This window comes from Flintibacter sp. P01028, assembly GCF_041925235.1.
GTDB lineage: Bacteria > Bacillota > Clostridia > Oscillospirales > Oscillospiraceae > Lawsonibacter > Lawsonibacter aceti.
Window position 1 is genome coordinate 775,591 of the sequence record NZ_JBHEVC010000001.1, and the last position, 22,029, is coordinate 797,619.

The 22,029-nt window shown below is 57.6% G+C and carries 22 protein-coding genes; 11 read left to right on the top strand and 11 right to left on the bottom strand.

Going from position 1 to position 22,029, the window contains the following annotated elements; genetic code table 11:
* Nucleotides 1-28: 28 nt before the first annotated feature.
* Nucleotides 29-1,975 carry an FAD-dependent oxidoreductase gene (locus ACEVJK_RS03880; RefSeq protein ID WP_240286703.1) on the top strand — a complete coding sequence of 649 codons (1,947 nt, stop codon included), beginning with the start codon at nucleotides 29-31 and terminating at the stop codon, nucleotides 1,973-1,975.
* Nucleotides 1,976-3,577: 1,602 nt separating this feature from the next.
* On the opposite strand, the gene ACEVJK_RS03885 is transcribed toward ACEVJK_RS03880, so the two are convergent.
* Nucleotides 3,578-3,958, bottom strand: a complete 381-nt coding sequence (locus tag ACEVJK_RS03885; RefSeq protein WP_374739997.1) for a hypothetical protein — start codon at nucleotides 3,956-3,958, stop codon at nucleotides 3,578-3,580.
* On the opposite strand from ACEVJK_RS03885, the gene ACEVJK_RS03890 reads away from it, so the two are divergent.
* Nucleotides 3,957-4,208, top strand: coding sequence for a hypothetical protein (locus tag ACEVJK_RS03890; RefSeq protein WP_374739998.1), 252 nt, complete (start codon nucleotides 3,957-3,959; stop codon nucleotides 4,206-4,208). The genes ACEVJK_RS03885 and ACEVJK_RS03890 overlap by 2 nt on opposite strands.
* 218 nt (nucleotides 4,209-4,426) lie before the next feature.
* Here the strand turns inward: ACEVJK_RS03890 and ACEVJK_RS03895 are convergent, their stop codons facing one another.
* From ACEVJK_RS03895 to rplM, 4 genes are all read right to left on the bottom strand, one after another.
* On the bottom strand, nucleotides 4,427-4,630 hold the full coding sequence (locus tag ACEVJK_RS03895) for a ParA family protein (protein WP_374739999.1): 204 nt from the start codon (nucleotides 4,628-4,630) through the stop codon (nucleotides 4,427-4,429).
* A complete protein-coding gene (locus ACEVJK_RS03900) occupies nucleotides 4,600-4,890 on the bottom strand; it encodes a ParA family protein (protein WP_263858371.1) in 291 nt (96 codons plus the stop codon). The genes ACEVJK_RS03895 and ACEVJK_RS03900 overlap by 31 nt, the downstream gene beginning before the upstream one ends.
* Nucleotides 4,891-5,344: 454 nt before the next feature.
* Nucleotides 5,345-5,749, bottom strand: coding sequence for a 30S ribosomal protein S9 (rpsI, locus tag ACEVJK_RS03905; protein WP_147571081.1), 405 nt, complete (start codon nucleotides 5,747-5,749; stop codon nucleotides 5,345-5,347).
* A gap of 16 nt (nucleotides 5,750-5,765) precedes the next feature.
* Nucleotides 5,766-6,197, bottom strand: a complete 432-nt coding sequence (gene rplM, locus ACEVJK_RS03910; protein ID WP_147571082.1) for a 50S ribosomal protein L13 — start codon at nucleotides 6,195-6,197, stop codon at nucleotides 5,766-5,768.
* A gap of 275 nt (nucleotides 6,198-6,472) precedes the next feature.
* On the opposite strand from rplM, the gene ACEVJK_RS03915 reads away from it, so the two are divergent.
* Nucleotides 6,473-7,237: a tRNA 2-thiocytidine biosynthesis TtcA family protein gene (locus tag ACEVJK_RS03915; RefSeq protein ID WP_262669948.1), complete on the top strand. Its 765-nt coding sequence runs from the start codon at nucleotides 6,473-6,475 to the stop codon at nucleotides 7,235-7,237.
* Between the two features lie 256 nt (nucleotides 7,238-7,493).
* On the opposite strand, the gene ACEVJK_RS03920 is transcribed toward ACEVJK_RS03915, so the two are convergent.
* Nucleotides 7,494-8,084, bottom strand: a complete 591-nt coding sequence (locus ACEVJK_RS03920) for a DNA-3-methyladenine glycosylase I (protein WP_374740001.1) — start codon at nucleotides 8,082-8,084, stop codon at nucleotides 7,494-7,496.
* An 11-nt stretch (nucleotides 8,085-8,095) separates the two neighbouring features.
* Nucleotides 8,096-8,635 (bottom strand): methylated-DNA--[protein]-cysteine S-methyltransferase, encoded by a 540-nt coding sequence (locus ACEVJK_RS03925; protein ID WP_374740003.1) that lies wholly within the window; start codon nucleotides 8,633-8,635, stop codon nucleotides 8,096-8,098.
* Between the two features lie 298 nt (nucleotides 8,636-8,933).
* On the opposite strand from ACEVJK_RS03925, the gene ychF reads away from it, so the two are divergent.
* The 4 genes from ychF to ACEVJK_RS03945 all read left to right on the top strand — a co-directional run bounded on the left by ychF (nucleotide 8,934) and on the right by ACEVJK_RS03945 (nucleotide 11,902).
* Nucleotides 8,934-10,022 carry a redox-regulated ATPase YchF gene (gene ychF / locus ACEVJK_RS03930; protein WP_186853148.1) on the top strand — a complete coding sequence of 363 codons (1,089 nt, stop codon included), beginning with the start codon at nucleotides 8,934-8,936 and terminating at the stop codon, nucleotides 10,020-10,022.
* A 119-nt stretch (nucleotides 10,023-10,141) separates the two neighbouring features.
* Entirely contained in the window at nucleotides 10,142-10,699 is a 558-nt protein-coding gene (locus tag ACEVJK_RS03935; RefSeq protein WP_147571088.1) for a chromate transporter, read from the top strand.
* Nucleotides 10,696-11,259 (top strand): chromate transporter, encoded by a 564-nt coding sequence (locus ACEVJK_RS03940; protein WP_240286666.1) that lies wholly within the window; start codon nucleotides 10,696-10,698, stop codon nucleotides 11,257-11,259. The genes ACEVJK_RS03935 and ACEVJK_RS03940 overlap by 4 nt, the downstream gene beginning before the upstream one ends.
* 79 nt (nucleotides 11,260-11,338) lie before the next feature.
* Entirely contained in the window at nucleotides 11,339-11,902 is a 564-nt protein-coding gene (locus ACEVJK_RS03945; protein WP_147571090.1) for a prolyl-tRNA synthetase associated domain-containing protein, read from the top strand.
* A 48-nt stretch (nucleotides 11,903-11,950) separates the two neighbouring features.
* On the opposite strand, the gene ACEVJK_RS03950 is transcribed toward ACEVJK_RS03945, so the two are convergent.
* From ACEVJK_RS03950 to ACEVJK_RS03965, 4 genes are all read right to left on the bottom strand, one after another.
* On the bottom strand, nucleotides 11,951-12,655 hold the full coding sequence (locus tag ACEVJK_RS03950) for a coenzyme F420-0:L-glutamate ligase (RefSeq protein ID WP_147571091.1): 705 nt from the start codon (nucleotides 12,653-12,655) through the stop codon (nucleotides 11,951-11,953).
* 102 nt (nucleotides 12,656-12,757) lie between these two features.
* On the bottom strand, nucleotides 12,758-14,050 hold the full coding sequence (mtaB, locus tag ACEVJK_RS03955) for a tRNA (N(6)-L-threonylcarbamoyladenosine(37)-C(2))-methylthiotransferase MtaB (RefSeq protein WP_262669945.1): 1,293 nt from the start codon (nucleotides 14,048-14,050) through the stop codon (nucleotides 12,758-12,760).
* Nucleotides 14,047-14,382 (bottom strand): cupin domain-containing protein, encoded by a 336-nt coding sequence (locus ACEVJK_RS03960; protein ID WP_147571093.1) that lies wholly within the window; start codon nucleotides 14,380-14,382, stop codon nucleotides 14,047-14,049. The genes mtaB and ACEVJK_RS03960 overlap by 4 nt, the downstream gene beginning before the upstream one ends.
* A 56-nt stretch (nucleotides 14,383-14,438) precedes the next feature.
* Entirely contained in the window at nucleotides 14,439-15,857 is a 1,419-nt protein-coding gene (locus ACEVJK_RS03965; protein ID WP_374740006.1) for an AAA family ATPase, read from the bottom strand.
* Nucleotides 15,858-16,100: 243 nt separating this feature from the next.
* On the opposite strand from ACEVJK_RS03965, the gene ACEVJK_RS03970 reads away from it, so the two are divergent.
* The 4 genes from ACEVJK_RS03970 (at nucleotide 16,101) to ACEVJK_RS03985 (ending at nucleotide 21,963) form a co-directional block, all read left to right on the top strand.
* Entirely contained in the window at nucleotides 16,101-17,102 is a 1,002-nt protein-coding gene (locus tag ACEVJK_RS03970; RefSeq protein WP_374740007.1) for an SH3 domain-containing protein, read from the top strand.
* A gap of 104 nt (nucleotides 17,103-17,206) precedes the next feature.
* Complete coding sequence (locus tag ACEVJK_RS03975) at nucleotides 17,207-17,584, top strand: BlaI/MecI/CopY family transcriptional regulator (protein WP_240286658.1); 378 nt, start codon at nucleotides 17,207-17,209, stop codon at nucleotides 17,582-17,584.
* A 1-nt stretch (nucleotide 17,585) separates the two neighbouring features.
* Nucleotides 17,586-19,379, top strand: a complete 1,794-nt coding sequence (locus ACEVJK_RS03980) for a M56 family metallopeptidase (RefSeq protein WP_374740008.1) — start codon at nucleotides 17,586-17,588, stop codon at nucleotides 19,377-19,379.
* A 661-nt stretch (nucleotides 19,380-20,040) separates the two neighbouring features.
* Nucleotides 20,041-21,963, top strand: coding sequence for an NAD(+) synthase (locus ACEVJK_RS03985; RefSeq protein WP_340406366.1), 1,923 nt, complete (start codon nucleotides 20,041-20,043; stop codon nucleotides 21,961-21,963).
* Nucleotides 21,964-22,029: the final 66 nt, after the last annotated feature.

Consider the following 22,029-nt stretch of genomic DNA (forward strand, 5'->3'; position numbering starts at 1 on the left):
CTGCGTACCATAGAAAGCGAGGAAGAATATGAATACACAATATCCCAATCTGCTGAAACCAGGAAAAATTGGCCGTCTGGAGCTTAAAAACAGGGTAGTTGTGACCCCTGTTGGCCTGTTCTATGCCGAATCTAACGGCGAGGCCGGAGACCGCTTCTGCGCCTATATGGAGGAGCGGGCCAGAGGAGGTGCCGGCCTGATTATGACTGGTATTGTTACCATCGACTCCACGTGGGGCAAACTCAGTCCCAACGAGCTGGTACTGGAAAACCGCGCTCAGGCTATGTCGTACTCCCATCTGGCCAGCATCATTCACAAGTACGATGCCAAGCTGATCCTCCAGCTCTACCATCCCGGTAAGTGCACCTCCGTGGCCAATCTGAATGGCGAGATTCCCTGGTCCGCCTCCCCCACCAAGGCCAACGACGGAACCATAACCAAGGAGATGACCAAGAAAGACATCCAGTATATCATTGACCGCTACGTCAACGCCGCTCGTCTGGCCAAAAACGCCGGTGTGGATGGCATTGAAATCCATGCCGCCCATGGCTATCTGCTGGGGCAGTTTCTCACTCCCACCATCAATAAGCGCACCGACGAGTACGGCGGCCCTCTGGAAAACCGTATGCGGATCATCGTAGAAATCTATGATGCCATCCGAAAAGAAGTAGGCAAAGACTTTGTAGTGGGCATCCGCATCTCCGCTGATGAATATGTGGAGGGCGGAAACACCCTGGAAGACGGTGTGGAGATGGCCAGAATCTATGATGAGATGGGCATGGATTTTATTAACGTCAACTGCGGCCTGCAGGAGTCCTCTCAGTTCAACCGGGAGCCCCCCTCCTTCCAGCAGGGCTGGAAGAAACACCTGGCAAAGGCCATTACCGAGGCGGTCAACTGCCCCGTCATCGCAGTGAATACCATTAAGAAGCCCGACTTTGCCGAATCCCTCCTGGCTGAGGGTGTCAGCGATTTCGTTGGTCTGTCCCGTGGTCACCTTGCCGACCCTCACTTCACCAAAAAGGTGATGGAGGGACGGGAGTGTGAGATCCGCTCCTGCATCAGCTGCTTGGTGTGTATGCAGACCCAGGTCAGCGGGGTGCCCCCGGTCTGCACTGTCAACCCTGCTCTCGGCCGTGAACGTGAGTTCGCCCACATGGAGCACAACGGCAACGGGCGCCCCGTGGTGGTGATAGGTGGTGGTCCCGGCGGCCTGGAGGCCGCTCAGGTTCTATCCCGGCGCGGCTATACCGTCACTCTGTTTGAGAAGGAAGACCTCTTGGGTGGCCAACTAAACTACGCAGAGAAGCCCCCAAAGAAGAACAAGATCACCTGGCTCAAGGAGGGCCTGATTACCCAAGTCCAGAACGCCGGTGTCAATGTGGTGTTGGGTAAGGAAGCCACTGTGGACGACATTAAGGCGCTGAATCCTGTGGGCGTGTTTGTCTGCGCCGGCTCCACTCCCATCCGGCCTAGATCTATCCCCGGCATTCTCAACGCCAACGTCTCCACTGTCCCCGAGGTGCTCACCGGCAAGGTTAACTTGGACGGCAAGTCTGTGGTCGTGGTTGGCTCCGGCCTAGCCGGTCTGGAGACTGCCTCTTTCTTGGGAAGTCGCGGTTGTAAGGTCTCTGTGGTAGAGATGCGATCCGTTATCTGCCCAGGCGTGTTTCCTCAAGTTGTGGCCGACGAACTACAGCAGTTGGAGAGTTACGGCGGTCAAGTTATGCCCGACCACAAGCTGGAGTCCATTGAGGATAATTGCGTCCACTTGTCCCGCTCCGACGGATCCCAGGTGACTCTGGATGCCGAGGCTGTGGTCCTGTCTATGGGTGTGGCGCCCCGTTGTGAGTTGGTAGCTCAGATCAAGGAGAACTTCGACCATGTGGTCGTAGTGGGCGATGCCAACAAGGAAGGCCGTATTCTGGAAGCTCTGTCTGACGGCTACTGCAAAGCATGGGTCTTCGACACCTGAGTAAAAGTGTATTTCTATCCCCGGCTTTATTCTGGGTGTGAAACCTCTTGTACGCTGGTAATTTTTCAAATATTTTTTCCTACTTCTACTAAGCTACAGTAAATGCCACAACCCTACTAGATCAGGATTTTATTAAAACGCAGAGGGAAAAATCCTAGTAAAAAAGCCGACGTTCAGCAGGAATAAAGGCCAAAATATGACGATTTCTCCTCCAAAACCCCGTTCCATGACGAGCATGAAACGGGGTTTTTCTTTTGACCATACCTCAGCACAAAAGGGGGACTCCTGATTTACCGAATTGTGTCTAGATCATTGTATTGATTGCATAACAGTCCATTGTCTGGTAGTGAATCATAAGATCTTAGAGCAACCACTGACTTCAGGCTGTATATTGCGACTTATAGTTTAGAAGACCATCCTTTACAATTTGCTTTCCCAAAGATCGCCCGTTTTCTGTCGTAGGAAACGAATCCTGCTATTTGTGAAGTTAACATTTTAAAACGACAAAGCGGCAGTGTTATCAATCGGATATCGTAACGAGGCAGAAGCATGTCAATCTCATAATTTTAGATTCCAGCAGGTGTGGCTGGGTCTATAGAACTTTTAACTGACGTCATTTCGTCTACGGAATACACGGTTTGGGAAGGCGAATTCCTTTTTCAGACTGTTCTATGTGCTGGTCCAACCATTCCCGGCGATAGAGATAGATACAAGCTTGATTATTGTTTACACAGCCCTCCGGGTATACACAGCAAAAATGATCGTTGTGGCCACAATTTTTTAGCGCATGATCATATTGCTCATCAAACCAGAGCATATGAAGGACTCTATTTAACTCTCTTAAACTCAGGCATGTTGTAGGGGCATTGTTGCACTTCTGGTCGCTGACAAATATAGTGGCGGTGTCATCCAGTCGACCCAACAGATGGCCCGGACTCCCTCCCACATTGTCCGGCGAACTGCGTACTCTGATCATAGGCATACAACTACTCCTCTGGAGTCGCAGCCCTTAAACCCTCATATTCATCATCGCTCACGTCCCTTATCTGGCTCACTTGGCTGTTCAGTAACCCGTTATTTTTTATCATTTAACATTCCAATTTCTGTTCGGCACGTTTCAATAATTCTTTTTTCCACCATAAGATTGGAGTGGTAGTAGCCCCAATAATAGTAGTCATCCCTTGGCAGGCCTGTGTCCAAACATGAACTGCTCTGTACTGCTCACGTCCAGTACAAACTCCACATTTCCGACATGGATGGAGTCGGTAATTATAGCTGGCGTTCATGCGGCTGCCTATATCAGCGGTCCTCCCCGTGGTAAGATTTTTACTCTGACGAAGTTCTAGGCGACGCTTTGCCCACCTTGGTAAATCATCCGATGTTCTTGTCCTTGTTTGCCTTTCACAGCCCTCGATGGTAATGGCCGCATTGGAGATATCCTGAAGTATAGGGCCAGTCTATACGAGTTTTCTCCTCCTGCTTCGCCACACGCACACCGAGCAACGCCACAGTGGAGGCATTCACTGCTGAGTGTTCACGCCGTCCGCCAAAACACAGTTCTCTTCCCCATTGAGATTAGTCTTATAGACGATTTTATAGCTACTAGAATCTTCCATGTTCCGGTGTTGGCTTTGGTAGTAAACTCCACGTCTTTCCTACGGTGTTGTTATAGCAGTGGAGGGTCTGCGCGGCGTTGGGATTGGTGGGGACGGTCTGGCTGTCCAGTTCGATGGTGTATCTAGGCACGCTCTCCAATCCGGTCTCAATGGCGGTACCTGTGATACCAGACGGAGTGATCTTTCCCGTGGAGTCGGAATAATAGATATCGTTGCTGAATAGGGTGCCCCCGGAGTTTCCCACATACTGGCCGTTAGCGTGTTTAATCTCAAACTTGACACCCTCCAGAGGAATGGTTTCTGTGCCGTTCCGCCCCCACTTTTCAACAATCAAGTTCCCTAGGGGCTGGTTGCGGAATTCCACCATGACCCGTGACCGTCTGCCCCGCCTTAACCTGAATCGTTTGGGGCGTACCGACCAACAGGTAGCCGGTCCTGGCCCTGGGTTCCTTGACAACCAGCGCTATGCCCTCAACCAGAATGGCTCTGGCGGAATATGTGATAAAGTAGCGGCCGCCGTCGCCTACCACCTTCTGCTCTTGGCTGGAGAGGCAAACCGTTTGAGGGAATGTGTCGATCATGTGGGATCCTTCGCTGGAACAACTCCTCAATGGTGAAGGTACCGGCTTTACAGCCCGTCACGATGAAGGATGCGTTCTCTGAGGTCCGGTAGGTGCCGGTCAGAATTGTTCCAAACGCTGGCTATAATGTCCTCGTGGAAGTTGGTTTCGTTTGCCATGGTCAGGAACACACCACCGATCTTCAGCTACGGGTTGATCTGACGCTGGACGTTCCGCACCGTCCCCACCAGTTCCGTCATATCCTCCGCCGCCAGCTAGTCCGCTTGGACGGGGACAAGCACATAGTCCAACGCAGGCAGGGCGTTAATGGCCAGTATACCCAGCGAAGGACGGTAGTCCAGCAGAACATAGTTATAGTCCCGCCTTATGCTGTCTATATACCACCGCAGCACCGTTTCACGGCTCATCATGTTCACCAGGCCTGCCTCTACGGCGGACAGTGTTTGGTTCCCCGGCACAAAATCAAAGCCCTCATGGTGGTACATGATCTCCGGGCGGCCGCAGGGCATTGTCCCCGATACCATTTGGCAAGGGTGAGGGGCAGTTCATGGGGCTTGCGCTGGCCCAGCATCTCGGTTAGGTCGCCCTGGGGGTCCACATCCAGCAACAGGACTTTCTTTCCCTCCAGCGCAAAGCCGGCTCCCAGGTTGTAGACGGTGGTGCTTTTTCCGACACCGCCCTTCTGATTTGCTACGCTGATTACCTTTGGTTTAGCCATTTGGAGGTTCCCTCCCCTCATAGATTTAGCCGCCTGCGGCGAAACAGACGGCTATGTAGGCTTTGAGTCAGGACAGGGGAAATAATTGCGTCTGTTAACTGGGGCAAAAAGAGCGCCGCTTCATTCAGGAAATGATTCGGCGCACTATATATGTCTGCAATATAAACAGTATTCAGTTATGACAAAGCAGGTTAAATTAGGAGCAAAAAACAGATGGATTGTTTGGTATAGGGGACCTCTGGAGCGGGTAATAACTGCCCATGACGGCCTCCCCTAAGGCCTAGCCCAAATCGACTTCTTTCGCTCTGTTATTTAGCCCATATTTAACCGCAAAAGCAGGGCCAGATTGGGCTAAATCAGGTTAAAACCAGGCAAAGACTGTCAGAGGTTTCTAAAAAGAAAAGCCCCGGAAAATCGCAATTTTCCGGAGCTTTTGAACGTTTTTGATATAAAATCAGCGTTTGCTGAACTGAGGTGCGCGACGGGCGGCTTTGAGGCCGTACTTCTTGCGCTCCTTCATTCTGGGGTCGCGGGTCAGGAACCCGGCGGCCTTCAGAGCAGGGCGGTACTCCTCGTTGACCAGCAGCAGAGCGCGGGCAATACCGTGACGGATAGCGCCGGCCTGGCCGGTGACGCCGCCGCCGGTAACGGTGGCCACGATGTCCACCTTACCCACAGTCTCCGTGGTGACCAGGGGCTGACGGACAATGAGCTTCAGGGTCTCCAGACCAAAGTAGTCGTCGATGTCACGGCCATTGATGGTGATGGCTCCGGTGCCGTTCTCGAACAGGTGCACGCGGGCCACGGAGGACTTCCGGCGGCCGGTGCCGTAGAAATAAGGCTTCTTGCTCTTATACATGATCTAAATCCTCCTCTTACTCAGCGTCCCAGACCTGGGGCTTCTGGGCAGCGTGCTCATGCTCGCCGCCGCGGTAAATGTGCAGGCGAGTCAGGGAGTCCTTGGCGATGATGTTCTTGGGCAGCATCCCGCGGATGGCCAGCTTCATGGCCAGCTCGGGCTTAGTCTGCATCAGGGTGCGGTACTTGACTTCCTTCAGGCCGCCCACCCAGCCGGAGTGGGAGCGGTAATACTTCTGGTCCAGCTTCTTGCCGGTCAGAACAGCCTTCTCAGCATTGATGACGATAACGAAATCGCCGCAGTCGGCGTTGGGGGTAAACTCGGGCTTGCGCTTACCGCGCAGCAGATCAGCGGCCAGAGCGGCTGTCTTGCCCAGAGGCTTGCCAGCAGCGTCCAGGACGTACCAGCTACGCACGATGTTCCCCTTGTTTGCCATAAAAGTGGACATAGGTGAAACCTCCATTTTCCTCTACTTATCTCAACCATTTGGTCAATGATAAAAACATTTTGCCCAACTCTGTACAAGCGGAGCGTTTTGTATTATAGTACGGGAGTAAGCGGGTGTCAACTGATATTTCATGTTTTTTTAGCAAAAGATTAGATATCTTTTATTTTCTCTTATATTCTTCCGATATCTCTTGATATCTCATTTTTAATTTTTGTTTTTATTCAGTCAAAACTTCAGTTTTTGTAACAGTTTTACTCAAATGGAGGAGATCCCCCATGAACAAGATTCTATCCCTGACTCGCCGGTGTGTAGAGGACTATCATATGATACAGCCCGGCGACCGGGTAGCCGTCGGTGTATCCGGCGGAAAGGACTCCTTGGTCCTGTTGATGGCGCTGGCCAAGCTGCGTGAGTTTTACCCTATCCCCTTCACGGTAGAGGCTTTTACCCTGGATATGGGTCATTCCGATGGGAGGGACGGGATGGACTTCTCCCCCATCACCCGTCTGTGCGGGGAACTAGGTGTTCCCTACACCATACTGAGCAGTGAGATCCAGCACATCATTTTCGATATCCGCCGGGAGAAGAACCCTTGCTCCATGTGCGCGAAAATGCGCCGTGGGGCTCTTCACCAGGCCATTCTGGACCGGGGCATCACCAAAATAGCCCTGGGCCACCACTATGATGACGCCATTGAGACCTTTTTCATGTCTTTGATCTTTGAGGGGCGGCTGTCATGTTTTCAGCCTGTCACCTTCTTAGATCGGACCGGCATCACCCAGATTCGCCCTCTCCTCTATTGTGGCGAAAATCTGATTCAGCACACGGCTCAGAGGCTGGGATTGCCCGTAGTCAAAAATCCCTGTCCAGCCAATGGGAACACCAAACGGCAGGAGATCAAGGAGCTCATCTACGAACTTCAGGGACGCTACCCTGGGCTGAAAGCCCGCGCCTTCGGCGCCATGCAGCGCCTTCCCTTGCCGGAGTGGGGACCAGTGGAGCACCGGAGGCGGCCTTTGCCGGAGGAGCTTGGCGAATAACAGGACGGTGTGCTACTACTAGATACAATATACTCAGTTATACCAGAGGTACCGTCGGGAGACATAAAAACGGCCGCCTGTGCAGAAATGCACAGGCGGCTTTCTGATTTCTCTCTATTCTTTCGCCAGCAAGTGTTCCAAGCTCTGGCGCACCTTTTCTAGGTCCGGGTCGCAGAGCAGCGGCAAGACAGATACCAGCGCCTCTCCCTCCAGTTCCCACCACCGGAACCGGAGGAGTAATTCAGTCAAACTCTCGTCAAAGCGCCGCTTCAGAAAGCGGGCCGGGTCCGGGACGGCTCTCCAGGAAGCAGCCCTCCTCATGGGACCAAACGACCCCTACGGCCTGGAGGTAGGCGTAGATGATGACTGTCCCCACAAAAGTCATTCCCCGTTTTTTCAGATCCCTGGATACCCGGTCGGACAGCGGGGAGCTGGCCTTCCCCTGCTCACAGACCACCTGGCCCTCCGTCCAGTGCCACAGATAGCGGTCGAAGCTGCCCCACTCCCTCTGAATCTCTCGGAACACCCGGGCATTCTGGACGGCGGCAGCGATCTTCCTCCCGTTGCGGATGATGCCTGGGTCACTTTTCAAGCGGGCCTGCTCCTCCGGTCCATAGGAGCACACTTTCTCCAGGTCGAAGCCGTCAAAGGCCCTGGAAAAAGCCTCCCACTTATTGAGGACACACTCCCAGGACAGTCCAGCCTGAAAATTCTCCAAGATCAGCATTTCAAAGAGCTTTTGGTCGTCGTGGACGGGGACCCCCCACTCCTTATCGTGGTATTGGAGGTACCGGGGGTTGTTGGGGTTAGCCCACGGGCACCTTGTCTTTCCATCTGGCCAGTCCATGCTCCCCCTCCTCACAGCGCCGTTCCCCGTGTAGGGGTGCTGAGTGTTGTCACATCAATCCCCTCCAAAGAGAGGAGATACCTTTTCTTTTCCAATCCTCCGGCATAGCCGGTCAAGCTGCTGTCGCTCCCCACCACCCGGTGGCAGGGAATGATGATGGAGATGGGATTATGCCCCACCGCGCCGCCCACTGCCTGGGCCGACATGGAGACTCTGCCCAGGCGAGCCGCCATCTCTTTCGCCAGGTGACCATAGGTCGTCAGCTCTCCATATGGAATCTGGCACAGCAGCTCCCACACCGCCTGGCGGAACTCTCCGCCCCGCGGCGCCAAGGGGAGCTCCGACGGGTCAGGCCTCTCCCTGGCAAAGTACCGCTCCAGCCATGTTCGAGCCATAGCAAAGACGGGCAGGTCATCCCTTTGGACCAGTTCCTCCCGGATGGCGCCGCCAAAATATTTCTGGCCTTCCATCCACAGACCTGTCAGACTAGTCCCATCGCTGGCCAGCATAAGGGGGCCGACAGGTGAATCATAGTTGGTCCGGTAGTACATCGTTTTTCCTCCTCTACCCCATGTTTCAAACCACCCAGGTACGCACCCGCCTGAAATTGGCTTCTGGCGGCGGGGAAAGGGACAAGGCGGTTAAATTCTTTCATAGAATTATTATACCATATTTCTCTAAAAATCGCCCCGTTTTTTTATCCACTGGACCGGCCTTTTGGGCCACTCCACAGGGAAAATCCAAGCCTCCCCGTCGGATTTCTGCCTGTCACCCCTTGCATCCCCGGATTAAAACAGATATAATATTTGGGCTGATTCATAAAAATACCATTTGGAAAGAGGGATCGCCTTGAAATTGGGCATCGTGGGGCTTCCAAACGTTGGAAAGAGCACCCTGTTCAACGCCATCACCAACGCTGGCGCCGAGAGCGCCAACTACCCCTTCTGCACCATCGACCCCAACGTGGGCATGGTGGCTGTCCCTGACTACCGGCTGGATAAGCTGTCCGAGATGTACCACCCCAAGAAGACCACACCAGCGGTCATCGAATTTGTGGACATCGCCGGTCTGGTGAAGGGAGCCAGCAAGGGAGAGGGCCTGGGCAACAAATTCCTGGGCAACATCCGCATGACCGACGCCATTGTCCATGTAGTCCGGTGCTTTGATGACGACAACGTCATCCATGTGGAGGGATCCACTGATCCCGTCCGGGACATGGACACCATCGACCTGGAACTGGTAATGGCTGATTTGGAGATGGTAGAGCGGCGCATTGACAAGGCCAAAAAGATGGCCAAGGGGGACAAGAAGTTCCTTCAGGAAGCGGCCGACTTTGAGGGCCTGCGGGACTGGCTCAACGACGGCAAATCCGCCCGCTCCTATGAAGCGGTGGATATCGCCGCCGAATATCCCGACTGTGAGTTGCTGTCCTTAAAGCCCGTCATCTACGCCGCCAATTTGGACGAGGAGGGATTCTCAGATCCTCACTCCGTCCCCTACTACCAGCAGGTGGAGGAGCGGGCCGCCGCTCAGGGGGCCCAGGTCATCCCCGTGTGCGCCAAGCTGGAGGCGGAGATCGCCCAGCTGGACGGCGAGGAGAAGAAGATGTTTCTGGACGACCTGGGGGTAGCCGAGTCCGGCCTGGACCGGCTGGTGAAGGCCAGCTACACCCTGCTGGGCCTGATCTCCTACTTGACCTCCGGCGAGGACGAGTGCCGGGCCTGGACCATCGTGAAGGGGACCAAGGCCCCCCAGGCCGCTGGCAAGATACACTCCGATTTTGAACGGGGTTTCATCCGGGCTGAAGTGGTCTCTTACGAAGACCTGATGGCCTGTGGCACCATGGCCGCCGCCAGGGAGAAGGGCCTGATCCGCTCTGAGGGCAAGGAGTATGTCGTCCAGGACGGCGATATCATCCTCTTCCGATTTAATGTATAGGACCTGTCCGCCTAGCCAGGAGCACCCCGCGCCCCACCGACACGCCGCGTTGAAGGCGGGGGCCGCCGTCCTGTCTGGGCTCTATATCTGAATATTGATCGCTGAGAGGTAGCTGCTACATGAATATTATGGTCGATCTGTTCGTCACCTTCGCCAAGGTGGGGGTATGCACCTTTGGCGGCGGCTATGCCATGCTTCCCATCCTTCAGCGGGAGGTGGTGGAGAAAAAGGGCTGGGCCACCGAGGAGGAGCTCACCGACTACTTCGCCGTGGGACAGTGCACCCCCGGTATTATCGCGGTAAATACCGCCACTTTCATCGGATACAAGTACAGGGGAATCCCTGGCGGTGTGCTGGCCACCCTGGGCCTGGTCTTTCCCTCCCTTGTCATCATCACCTTGATCGCCGCCTTCCTGTCCAACTTTGCGGATATCCCTGTGGTCCAGCATGCGTTGGCGGGCATCAACGCCGCTGTGGTGGCCCTGATTGCCGCCAGTGTGGTCAAGCTGGGCAAGTCCAACTTGAAGGACGCCCTGTCTGTATGTATTTTCCTGGCTGTCCTGCTGCTGGCCTTCTTTGTGGACCTGTCCCCCGTCATTCTTATTGTGTGCTCCGGCGTGGTTGGCTATGTGGCCCGTATGATAGCCGGTATGAAGAAGGGAGGGGCTGACCAATGATCTTACTGCGCCTGTTTTTTGAATTTGCCAAGGTGGGCCTCTTTGCCGTGGGCGGTGGACTGGCCACCATCCCCTTCCTCCAGGACATGGGGACCCGCACTGGCTGGTTCACCGACGTGGAGCTGACCACCATGATCGCCGTGTCCGAGTCCACCCCCGGTCCCATGGGCGTCAACATGGCCACCTATGTGGGCTTTGAGATCTTCGGTCTACCCGGCGCTGTGGTTGCCACTCTGGGGCTCATCTTCCCCTCCATCGTAGTTATCATCATCATCGCCGGCTTCCTCCAGAAATTCCGCCAGTCCAAGGCGGTGGACGCCGTCTTTTACGGCCTGCGCCCCGCCTCTACCGGGCTGATTGCCTCCGCTGGGTTGAGCGTGGCTGTTTCGGTATTCCTGCTGGTGGGCGGCACCGCGGAGCACACCTTTGCCCTCCACTGGCCCTCTATCGCCCTGGCCGTAGCTATCTTCCTGTGTATGCAGACCAAGAAGCTGAAGAAGCTCCATCCCATTGTCTTTATCGCCGCTGCCGCCGTGATCGGCGCTATATTCCAGTTTTAAAGCGGACAGCGCCCGCCCCACGGAGGGGCAGGCGCTCTCTTTTCACGTTCCACTACCATCTAAATTACGAGGGACCGATATGTACATAGATAAAAACCGCTATACCACCCGCCCCACTGACGACCGCATCCCCCAGGAATTTGCCATCTATGACCGGCTGGAGGAGCTGTCCATTCCCTTTGTCCGGGTTGACCATGACCACGCCGACACCATTGAGTTCTGCCAGGAGGTAGAGGCGGTCCTGGGCTCTAAGATCTGCAAAAATCTGTTTCTCTGCAACCGCCAGCAGACGGAGTTCTATCTGTTGATGATGCCGGGCGACAAGCCCTTTAAAACCAAATTCCTGTCCGCCCAACTGGGGTGCGCCCGGTTGTCCTTCGCCGATGACGGCCATATGCGAGACTTCCTTCAGACCGTTCCCGGCTCCGTATCCGCTCTGGAGCTGCTCTTTGACGCCCAACATCAGGTCCAGTTGGTCATTGACCGGGATCTGCTGGCCGACGAATTCATCAGTGGCCACCCTGGCCGCTCCACCTCTACCCTCCAGTTGAAGCGGGAGGATCTGCTGAGATTTGTGGAGTCCACCGGCCACAGCCCCATCTATGTGGATCTGCCCGACCCCCGTATGGAGGATCAGGCATGAAAAAGCCTCCGGCCCCTTGCTAACGGGCCGGAGGCTTTTGTTTTCCTGTTATGCCCGGCGGATGATGCCCATGGGCGTACATTCCTCTCCCTGGCCCAGGGGGTTATCCCCCAGGATCTTGGCGATCTGGTCCATAGAGGGCTGTTTTTCCGAGAAGCCTAAAATATTGGCCCCCAGGTCGTTGATGTCCACGATGGCCACCGGGTGTCCAAGGGCCTTCGCCAGACTCTTGGCCGTCCCCATGGGGTCGGCCGGAGTGAGGACCACATAGTGGTCATAGGGCGGAATGGTGCCCTCCGTAGGGCCGTCGATGCCTCTGGCTTTCGGTCCGGCCACAATGTAGAACCACCCCTTCTTTCCCAGCAGCTTGCCGATGACCGAGCAGAAGGCGGCGAAGAGGATGCGCAAGGTACCGCACTCCTGAAGGGCCATCTCCATAGTCTCCGGAATCCCCAGGCCAATGCCCGCCGGGGTCTTAGTGACATAGCGGCTCAAGGTGACGGCCAGCTTACGGGGCTTAATATCCTCCATGGGGATGGCACGGCACTGGGTACAGGCCACTGCCTTCTCCGAAATGAAGAGAATATCTCCCTCCCTCATCAGATCCTGAGGATATTTTTTCACCACGTCCGCCATATCGTCATCCTTTGTGATCAAGTGTGTCTTGACCGGGATACGCATATAGTCCACCCCATCCACCGCGCGGATCAGGTTTTTCCCCGGATTGGGGGTAAAGTTCATCTCTTCGCTCATTTGTGAAGCGCTCCTCTCAACGGGCAGCGTGATGCCCTAAACATTATCGCCCAGCAGCGGCTCCTATTATAACACCGGCGGCCTTCGAGAGCCACATTTTTTTCAATCCGCCTCCCGCCCCAGCAGGACGCTGCCCTCCACAGCGGTGAAAGTTACCTGTCTGATCTGATTGTGCAGGTTCTCCCCGCTTTGGAGGGCAACCTCTGTATACCGGGTGGTGTGGCCCCGCCACAGGCCGTCCCGCTCCTCCTCAAAGAGGACAGGCAGGGTCCGCCCCACAAACCGCTCCAGGTATTCCCGCTCCATCTGGGCGGCCACGGCCGCTCCCCGCCGAGCCCGCTCCTCCTTGATGGCCTTAGGCACCTGGCCCGCCATCTGGGCCGCCGGAGTGCCCGGCCGCCTGGAGTAGGGGAAAATGTGCATGGCGGAAAATGCGCACCGCTGGATAAAGTCCATTGTCTGCCCAAATTCCGCCTCCGTCTCCCCCGGAAAGCCCACGATCATATCCGTAGTGATGGCCGGGTCCTCGAAGTGGTCCCGCAGCAGGGCCACGCTCTCATAAAACCGCTCTGTGTCATATTTCCGGTTCATCCGCTTCAGGGTGGCGTCACAGCCGCTCTGCATGGACAGGTGGAAGTGGGGACACAGGTTGTCCAGCCGGGCCGCCCTGGTACAGAACTCTCTGGTGACAGTCCGGGGCTCCAGAGAGCCCAGCCGGACCCGGCAGCCGGGGACCGCCTGACACACCCCTTCGACCAGGTCGATGAGAGCAGTGCCGTCCTTTCGCTCCTGTCCCCATGAGGAAATTTCGATGCCGGTGAGGACCAGTTCCTGGTAGCCCTCCGCCGCCAGTTGGGCGGCCTGTTCCTTCGCTTTTTCCAAAGGCAGGGACCGGATTGGGCCTCTGGCGTATGGGATGATACAGTAAGTACAGAAGTTGACGCAGCCGTCCTCCACCTTCAGCATGGCCCTGGTGCGGCCCTCCAGCCCGCCGGCGGGCAGGACCTCAAAGGCCCGCCTTTTCAGCGCGTCGTCCAGGGCGGTGATGGGCTGGCGCTCCCGCCAGGTCCGCTCCAGCAGGTCCACGAAGCCGGCCCGGTCCCCGGTGCCGGACACCAGGTCAATGGACAGCCCCTCCAGCTCCGCCGGATGCGTCTGGGGATAGCAGCCGCACACGGCAATGACGGCGTCCGGGGCGCGCTTTCTGGCCCGGCGGATCACCTGTCTGGACTTCTTGTCACTCACCGCGGTGACCGTGCAGGTGTTGATGATGTAGGCGTCTGCCTCTCCCTCAAAGGGCACCAGAAGATGGCCACGGGCAGTCACGATCTGCTCCAGGGCCTGTGTCTCGTACTGGTTGACCTTGCATCCAAGGGTGTAAAAGGCGATTCTCATGCGCCGTGGTTGGGAATGATGGCCACCAGGACCAGGTCCTCGGTGCCGTCATTCATCAGGCGGTGGCCATGGCCCTTGGGGCAGTAATGAAAGCTGCCGGGAGCCAGCGGCTCGTCCACTCCGTCACACAGTACCTTTCCGGTCCCGGACAGGATATAGAACGCCTCGCTGTCCACCTCATGGGTGTGCATCCCCAGGTGGCTGCCGGGGGTCAGGCGGATCTGCATGATCTTGTTATTTTCGTCCTGGAAGGTCCGGGTGTACATCTCCCCCTCCCCGCCTCGAGGCTTGGGGACCAGGTTCTCCTGCAGCTTTTCAAACTCTATGAGCATAATTTTTCCTCCTTATGTTGCGCTCTTTCCCTCTGTCTTTCAGGGGAGAGCAGTTCTTACGGCTTGATATCCTGGGGCAGCAGCTCCATCAGCTGCTCCCTGGTGGGGCCGTCCAGCTGGGCCACCCGGTCCGCCTGACGAGCCACCGCCTTCTCAAAGAGGTTGCGTACCTCTCTGGCGTTGCCAAAGTTCTCGTCCCGGTTCCGGTACAGCTCCTCCAGTTCCCTTCGAGCCAGCCCCTCCCCCTCTCCGGACAGGGCATAGCCGTTCTTACGGCACATGGACACGAAAATATCCATAAGCTGGGCGGCGTCGTAGTCCTCAAAGAAGAAATACTTGTTGAATCGGGACTCCAGTCCCGGATTGGCGTGGATGAATCGCTCCATCCGGTCCGTGTAACCGGCCACGATGACGATCAGGTCCTTTCGGTGGTCCTCCATGTTTTTCAGCAGCACCTCGATGGCCTCATGTCCGAAGTCGTTGGCGCTGTCCGTACCGGCCAGGGCGTAGGCCTCATCGATAAACAGCACGCCGCCCACCGCCTTCTGTACCGCCTCCTGGGTCTTCAGGGCCGTCTGGCCCACAAAGCCGGCCACCAGTCCGGACCGGTCCACCTCCACCATCTGCCCGGTAGACAGCACCCCTATCGCCTGGTATATCTTGGCCAGCAGCCGGGCTACCGTGGTCTTGCCAGTCCCCGGATTTCCCATGAATACCAGGTGGAGGGACATGGGCGGGACGGGCAGGCCCGCCTCCTCCCGAAGCCTGCGCACCTTCACCAGATTGATGAGGCTCTTCACATCGGACTTCACCTTGTCCAGGCCGCATAGCCCGTCCAGCTCGGCCAGCAGCTCCTCCAACTTGGGACGTTCAGCGGCAGGCCCTTCCTCTTTCTTTTCCGTGGGCTCCTCCCTCTGCGGCTGGGCAGGGGGCGGAGGCGGGACAGGCCGTCGGGCGATGAAGTCGTCCGCCTTCAAGGCGGGACGGTCAGCACGCAGCCCCTCCTGGTCGCACAGGTGGAGGAGAGTGTCGTTACAGGAGTTGACAAACCCCGCCTCGCTCTCGCTCACCACATCGTCCACAGCGGCCAGCAGGAGTAGGACCAGGGTAAGCTGGTCAGCAAATCGCCGGGCCAGAGTGGTTCCCTTCATCCGGTCGTACCGGAGCAGGTCCTGGAAAAAGGCGGGGGGCTGAAACAGGTCAAAGCCGGCCACCCCTGTGGCCACCTCCCAGTACAGGGCAGAGGGCACCGGATTCCCGGCAGAATAGACCGCATTATAAAATTCCACATGTCGGGGAGTGATGGCGCTGGCGTTGTCCGCCTGCCACACCCCCAGGGCATATTGGCGCATATAGCCGTCCACCTGACGGCTGAACGTCAGGCGCAGAGCCGGGTCCGGAATCAATTTGCGGAAGGCGGTGACGATTTCGTTGTACTGCTTATGCACCTCGCCGGCGGTCATAGTCCCCTTCATCGCGCACCCCTCTCTTCCCGCGCCAGCGGCACGGGGGCTTTGTTCCTTTTATTATAAAAGAAAGGGGGGCGGCGGTCAAGGATACACGCCTCCCTTTCTCTCCTTCTCACGAAATTCCGACATAAGATTATGAACATTTTGTTATTTCGACATTTTTCGTTGACGACACTATAAAATCCTTGTACAATGGACTATATCCCCTTGTTGACGCAAGGATATCCTAGCTTGTGGAGGAACTCGATCATGGCAGAAAAACAGGCCCCCTCCCGCCGCGGCGGAGCCGGCACCCAGAATGCTCCCCGGCGCAACGATGTGATACGCTGTGACAAATGCGGCGAGTACTACGCAACTACTTATAAACGCTGTCCCTTCTGTGACGAGCGCCCTGGACGTGGCGGAGGCAGTGGACGGCGTGTGGCCAATACCCGAGGCGGCGGCTACGGAGGACCGGTGAATCCGGTCCAGGTGGTAGCTCTGGTCATCTCTCTGGTCTTGATCATCGCCGCGCTGTTTATCGTCTTTACCAAACTGCTCCCCCTGTTTACCCAGGACAAGGACGGTGGCTCCTCCTCGGCGGGTACCAGCCAGAGCACCTCCATCGGCGGCTCCACCTCTACAAGCTCCCCTGACGGCAGCTCCCCCAATTCCAGCCAGAGTGGCGGAGACCAGTCAGAGCAGCCGGATCCCCAGCCCGACCCCGAACCTGTGGCTGTGTCCAGCCTGACGCTGAATAAGTCCGACATCACCCTCCAGGCCAATGAAACATTTGAATTTGTGGTCAAGGTGGACCCCGCCGACGCCACAGTTGCCTGGTCCAGCAGCGATGAGTCGGCCCTGACCGTCACCCAGGACGGTATGATCACCAATGTGAATACCACCAGTGATCTGGTCAAGGTCACGGTCACCGCCACCGCCGGAGACAAGACCGCCCAGTGTACTGTTTACTGCAGGGGTTCTGGCGCCTCCTCCAGCGGCAGCACCGGCGGCCAGAGTGGAAATACTGGCTCCACCGGTGGGAACACTGGAACTACCGGCACCATCGCCCCTAACACGCCCGCCACCATTGTAAACGCTGAGAACGGTTTGAATATCCGCTCCGGCCCAGGCAAGGAGTACGACGTGGTGGCCAGTGCTTCCAACGGCGCCAAGATCACCGTCTTGGAGGAAACCAACGGCTGGTGCAAATTTGACTACGGCGGAGGCAAAATCGGCTACATATCCAAGGACTATGTCTCGGTCGGCTGATATTCATTGAAAGCTGGGGCCCGCTGGGCCCCAGTTTTTCTTGACATTCCAATTAGACAGTTGTAAAATATAGATAGACAAACGTCTAATAAGGAGGTGCCGATATGACCGACGCGCTGACCCGACTTCCCGACGCGGAGCTTGAGGTGATGCAGGCCCTGTGGGCTCTGGATGCCTACCCTGCTCACACGGCGGACATCGCCGCCCGGCTGGAGCGGGACTGGAAGGCCCCCACCCTGCTCAAGCTGCTCTCCCGGTTGGAGGAACGGGGCTTCGTCCGGGGGGAGAAGGCCGGCAGAGCGAACCTGTATACCCCGCTGGTCGCCCAAAAGGACTATCTGAAGGCCGAGAGCCGTTCCTTTCTGGACCGGCTCCACGGCGGCTCGCTGCCCAGTCTGGTGGCCGCCCTGCTGCCCGACGCCAAGCTGACCCAGGAGGACGTGGCTGCGCTGGAGGCGCTGCTGGAAAAAGGAGGTCGCTGATATGGCAGAAAATCTGACCCATCTTCTGGCCACCAGCCTGGGCTTTGGGGCCCTGATCGCCCTGCTTCTGTTCCTGCGCCGGCGGCTGGAGGGGCGGTTTGCCCCAACCTGGTGGCGGCAGGTGTGGACCTGGCTGATGGTGGTCATGTTCCTGTACCTGTCCGCCCGGTCCTTTCTGGCCGTCTGGGTACCCTCCCTCGTTGATGTGGCCACCCCCCAGGCGGTGTTGGAGGGGGCTTACGACCGGGTGAACGGCTATTCGCGGGACCACGAGCGGATCGTGGAGGCCGGGAGCGGCGGGGCCGGCGGAGCCATGGCGACCATTGATGGAGAAAATATCTGGTTCCGACACCATGTCCACTATGAGGATGCCGCGGGCCGGGATGTGCTGATCCGGGACAACGACTACCTGCGCACGGTCACCATAAACGGCGCCACCACCTATACCGTCCACTGGACTGGAATGGCCTATCTTGTTTACTGGCTGACCGCCGCCGCCCTCTTTTTCGGGGGGCTGGTCCGCTATGGGCTGTTCCGCCGCCGGGCTCTCCGGCAGAGCGTCCCCGCCGGGGAGGAGGACCTATCGGCCCTGGCGGAGCAGAGGAGGGTGGTGGGCTGTGACCGCCCGCTGGAACTGTACCGCTGCACCCTGGTCCACACTCCGCTGCTCATGGGTTTTCTCCACCCGGTCATTCTGCTGCCCCAGGGCCAGACCGGCGGCAGTCTGGGGACCGCCCTGGCCCACGAGCTGACCCATCTGAAGCACCGGGACACCGGCTATCTGCTTCTGATCTCTCTGGCCCGCAGTCTTCACTGGTTCAACCCTCTGGTGTGGCTCATGGCCCGCCGGGCACAGCAGGACGTGGAGCTGTGCTGTGACTACGAGCTGCTGAAGGCCCGGGACGAGGCAGGCCGACGGGCCTATGGCCGGACCCTTCTGGACCAGATGACCGCCGAGGAGCATGGCCTGTCCCGGCTGACCACCGGCTTTTCCGGGGACAAGAGGGAGGTCTTTGCCCGCTTCCGGGCCATCATGGACAGCTCCCCCAAGCGCCGGGGCCGGGCGGCGATGGCGGCGGCAATGGCCGCCGCTGTGCTGGCAGGCAGCCTGGTTGGCTGCCAGGCCGAGGCAGATAGGCCGGAGGGGGACGGAGCCTGGATCACCGCCCTGGACCCGGAGGCGGGCACAGTCGCCTATGTCCCCCTGACCCGGGAGCAGCTGTCCGACCCCGACGCCCTGTGGGATGAGGTATTTTCCGGAGATCTCCTGTCCCGTGAGCGCACAGCGGAGCTGGCGGAGGGGGCGTCTCTGCTCCACACTTGGGAGGGGGAGGCCTACTCCCTCAACCCCGTTACCATTCAGCACACCGTTGGCATGTCCCAGGCCGGCGTCCCCGGCGAGGTGGTGCTGGACGGAGCGGGGCGGGCGGTCCGGGTCCAGCTCTCTGACAGCGCCCATTTGGCTTTGGACGGGGCCGGCCTGGACTTTACCGGCTGGTGCGGCCGGATAGAGCTTCCGGGGCCGGGGGCCGCCCTTCTCTCCTCCATTCCTGTGGAGCCGGGCAGCATCTTTTTCTACGACGGCGGGGATAGTGTAACCATCGACCCGCAGAGCAGACAGGGCGCTGACAGCGACCACACTCAATATACCCTGCCGGTGTCAGCGGAGGCCGCCCAGGCCTGGGCAGAACTGGAAAACGCCGATTGGACCTATGGGTATACCCTCACGGTGGTGGACGGCACAGTCACCCAAATCGAGGAGACCTCCTGGCCGGGGACTCAGTCCACTGACTAACCCAAAGGCCGCTGCCCCTCCCGTTCTCCCCTCCTTCAGAACATAGGATACATATCAAAAAAGCGCCCCCGGCGAACTGCTCCGCCGGGGGCGTTTCTCTGGTTTTATGGCCTTTTTTTCATGACCTCTTTCTTCCAGGCTTCAAATTTTGCCCGATAGCCCTCCTTCTGTTCTTTCCAGGTGGGGATACGGAAGATCTCCTTATCACGATCCACTTTTTCTCCACAATTCTGGCACCGCTCCTGATTGAAATAAGCAAGCATTTTCCTGCATTCCGGGCAGGGTCTGAACACTATCAATATCGCCGACACCACCCATAAGCTACACACAATGACCCTCAACACAACAGATGACGGAAATAGTGGGATGAGTAATGTAACAAGAATATCAAATAGATACAAACCCCAAATAAATTTTTTCCATAAGCGTAATGTTACTTTCATTATTTTTTAACCTTTAGCTAATTTGAGCTGGCGTATCCGGAAAGTTAATATTAATAGTAACTTCCCTGTTATGCACAATTATTACAATAATATTAACAATTTTGTTTTTATATCAATGCGTATAATACCGCCTGCCTTCTTCTTGCATTTTATTGGAATCTGGAGTAAGATATCCTCAATATTTGTGTCTATATCCTGACCTTAGGAGGTTTTTTATCATGCGTGACGGATTTATCAAAGTGGCCGCCGGTACCCCGGAGATCCGGGTGGCCGACTGTGCCTATAACGCCCGGCAGTGCATCGCCCTAATCCGGGAGGCTCAGGAGCAGGGCGTCAAAGTCCTGGCCCTTCCGGAATTATGTCTGACCGGCTATACCTGTGGCGACCTGTTTTTCCAGGACACCCTGCTCCGCGGCGCCGAAGATGCGCTGGGGCAGGTGCTGGAGGCCACCCGTCCCGTGGATATGCTGGTGGCCCTGGGGCTTCCGGTGCGGGCGGAGGGCAAGCTTTACAACTGCGCCGCCGTGCTCTGCCGGGGGAAGCTGCTGGGGCTGATTCCCAAAACCTGCCTGCCCAACTACGGGGAATTTTATGAGAAGCGGTGGTTTGAGCCCGGGCCGGAGGAGGAATTTCTCTCTCTGACCCTGTGCGGACAGGAGGTCTTTCTGGGCAAGCGCCACCTGTTCCGGTGCGACACTCTGCCCGATCTGGTGGTCGGCGTGGAGATCTGCGAGGATCTGTGGTCCTCCGCCCCCCCCTCCGTTTTTCTGGCCCAGTCCGGCGCCACTCTGATCCTAAATCTGTCGGCTTCCAACGAGACGGTGGGCAAGGCGGACTATCGACGGGCTCTGGTTGCCGGTCAGTCCGGGCGTCTGATGTGCGGCTATGTCTACGCCGACGCCGGCGAGGGGGAGTCCACCACCGATCTGGTCTTTGCCGGCCACAATCTGATTGCGGAAAACGGGACCGTCCTGGCGGAGCGCCGCTTTGCGGATGGACTGACTGTCAGCGAGGTGGATGTGGCCCGGATCGCCTTCGAGCGCCGCCGCATCACTACCTTCCCCCCCGCCAGGCAGGAGCGGATGGACTGGTCCGAATTCTCGCTGGAGCCGGTGGAAACCTCCCTCACACGCCCCATTGGGACAAATCCCTTTGTCCCCGACGACAGCGGTGACCGGGACCGGCGCTGCCGGGAGATCCTGCATATCGCCGCTCTAGGCTTAAAAAAGCGGCTGGCTCATACTGGGGCCAAAAGCGCCGTGGTGGGGCTGTCCGGTGGGCTGGACTCTACCTTGGCCCTGCTCATCACCGCCAGGGCCATGGATTTGCTAGGCCGGCCCCGCACGGACATCACCGCTGTCACCATGCCCTGCTTTGGCACCACCAGCCGTACCAAGTCTAACGCCCAGCTGCTGGCCGAGCGAATCGGGACCACATTCCAGACCATCGATATCGGCGAGGCGGTGCGAGTCCACTTCCGGGATATCGGCCAGTCTATGGACGACCTATCCGTCACCTTTGAAAATGGCCAGGCCCGGGAGCGTACCCAGGTTCTGATGGATGTAGCCAACCACCAGGGTGGGCTGGTCATCGGTACAGGCGACCTCTCCGAGCTGGCTCTGGGCTGGGCCACCTACAACGGAGACCATATGTCCATGTACGGCGTGAACGGCTCTATTCCTAAAACTCTGGTACGCCATCTGGTGGCCTACTCCGCAGATACGGTGGAGCCCTCCGACCCCGAACTGGCCGCCGTGCTGCGGGATATCCTGGACACTCCCGTCTCTCCAGAGCTGCTCCCCCCCAAGGAGGGGGAGATCGCCCAACGGACCGAGGATCTGGTTGGACCATACGAGCTGCACGACTTTTTCCTTTACTACGCCGTCCGCTGGGGCTTCTCCCCCCGCAAGGTGTTCCGGCTGGCCTTGTACGCCCTGGGGAACTACTATGACCGGGCGGCCATCCTGAAGTGGCTCCAAAATTTCTACCGCCGCTTCTTTGCCCAGCAGTTCAAACGCTCCTGCCTGCCCGACGGGCCCAAGGTGGGCTCCCTGACTCTGTCTCCCCGTGGAGACTGGCGGATGCCCAGCGACGCGGTGAACTCCCTCTGGATGGAGGAGCTGGATCAGCTTCAAAGCTGACCGGAAATAGGCTATCAGCCGCTTTTGAGACCCAGCCCAGATCCGCCTGCAACAGAAAAGGCAAAC

What these genes read in the sequence shown, in the direction of transcription:
- ACEVJK_RS03980 (WP_374740008.1), top strand. Translation starts at nt 17,586, where the DNA reads ATGGCAGAAAATCTGACCCATCTTCTGGCCACCAGCCTGGGCTTTGGG.
- ACEVJK_RS03950 (WP_147571091.1), bottom strand. Translation starts at nt 12,655, where the DNA reads ATGAGCGAAGAGATGAACTTTACCCCCAATCCGGGGAAAAACCTGATC.
- mtaB (WP_262669945.1), bottom strand. Translation starts at nt 14,050, where the DNA reads ATGAGAATCGCCTTTTACACCCTTGGATGCAAGGTCAACCAGTACGAG.
- ACEVJK_RS03985 (WP_340406366.1), top strand. Translation starts at nt 20,041, where the DNA reads ATGCGTGACGGATTTATCAAAGTGGCCGCCGGTACCCCGGAGATCCGG.
- ACEVJK_RS03920 (WP_374740001.1), bottom strand. Translation starts at nt 8,084, where the DNA reads ATGGACTGGCCAGATGGAAAGACAAGGTGCCCGTGGGCTAACCCCAAC.
- ACEVJK_RS03940 (WP_240286666.1), top strand. Translation starts at nt 10,696, where the DNA reads ATGATCTTACTGCGCCTGTTTTTTGAATTTGCCAAGGTGGGCCTCTTT.
- ACEVJK_RS03935 (WP_147571088.1), top strand. Translation starts at nt 10,142, where the DNA reads ATGAATATTATGGTCGATCTGTTCGTCACCTTCGCCAAGGTGGGGGTA.
- ACEVJK_RS03880 (WP_240286703.1), top strand. Translation starts at nt 29, where the DNA reads ATGAATACACAATATCCCAATCTGCTGAAACCAGGAAAAATTGGCCGT.
- ACEVJK_RS03885 (WP_374739997.1), bottom strand. Translation starts at nt 3,958, where the DNA reads ATGGTGGAATTCCGCAACCAGCCCCTAGGGAACTTGATTGTTGAAAAG.
- ACEVJK_RS03915 (WP_262669948.1), top strand. Translation starts at nt 6,473, where the DNA reads ATGAACAAGATTCTATCCCTGACTCGCCGGTGTGTAGAGGACTATCAT.
- rplM (WP_147571082.1), bottom strand. Translation starts at nt 6,197, where the DNA reads ATGTCCACTTTTATGGCAAACAAGGGGAACATCGTGCGTAGCTGGTAC.
- ACEVJK_RS03890 (WP_374739998.1), top strand. Translation starts at nt 3,957, where the DNA reads ATGACCCGTGACCGTCTGCCCCGCCTTAACCTGAATCGTTTGGGGCGT.
- ACEVJK_RS03960 (WP_147571093.1), bottom strand. Translation starts at nt 14,382, where the DNA reads ATGCTCATAGAGTTTGAAAAGCTGCAGGAGAACCTGGTCCCCAAGCCT.
- rpsI (WP_147571081.1), bottom strand. Translation starts at nt 5,749, where the DNA reads ATGTATAAGAGCAAGAAGCCTTATTTCTACGGCACCGGCCGCCGGAAG.
- ACEVJK_RS03965 (WP_374740006.1), bottom strand. Translation starts at nt 15,857, where the DNA reads ATGAAGGGGACTATGACCGCCGGCGAGGTGCATAAGCAGTACAACGAA.
- ACEVJK_RS03970 (WP_374740007.1), top strand. Translation starts at nt 16,101, where the DNA reads ATGGCAGAAAAACAGGCCCCCTCCCGCCGCGGCGGAGCCGGCACCCAG.
- ACEVJK_RS03900 (WP_263858371.1), bottom strand. Translation starts at nt 4,890, where the DNA reads ATGGCTAAACCAAAGGTAATCAGCGTAGCAAATCAGAAGGGCGGTGTC.
- ACEVJK_RS03925 (WP_374740003.1), bottom strand. Translation starts at nt 8,635, where the DNA reads ATGTACTACCGGACCAACTATGATTCACCTGTCGGCCCCCTTATGCTG.
- ACEVJK_RS03945 (WP_147571090.1), top strand. Translation starts at nt 11,339, where the DNA reads ATGTACATAGATAAAAACCGCTATACCACCCGCCCCACTGACGACCGC.
- ACEVJK_RS03975 (WP_240286658.1), top strand. Translation starts at nt 17,207, where the DNA reads ATGACCGACGCGCTGACCCGACTTCCCGACGCGGAGCTTGAGGTGATG.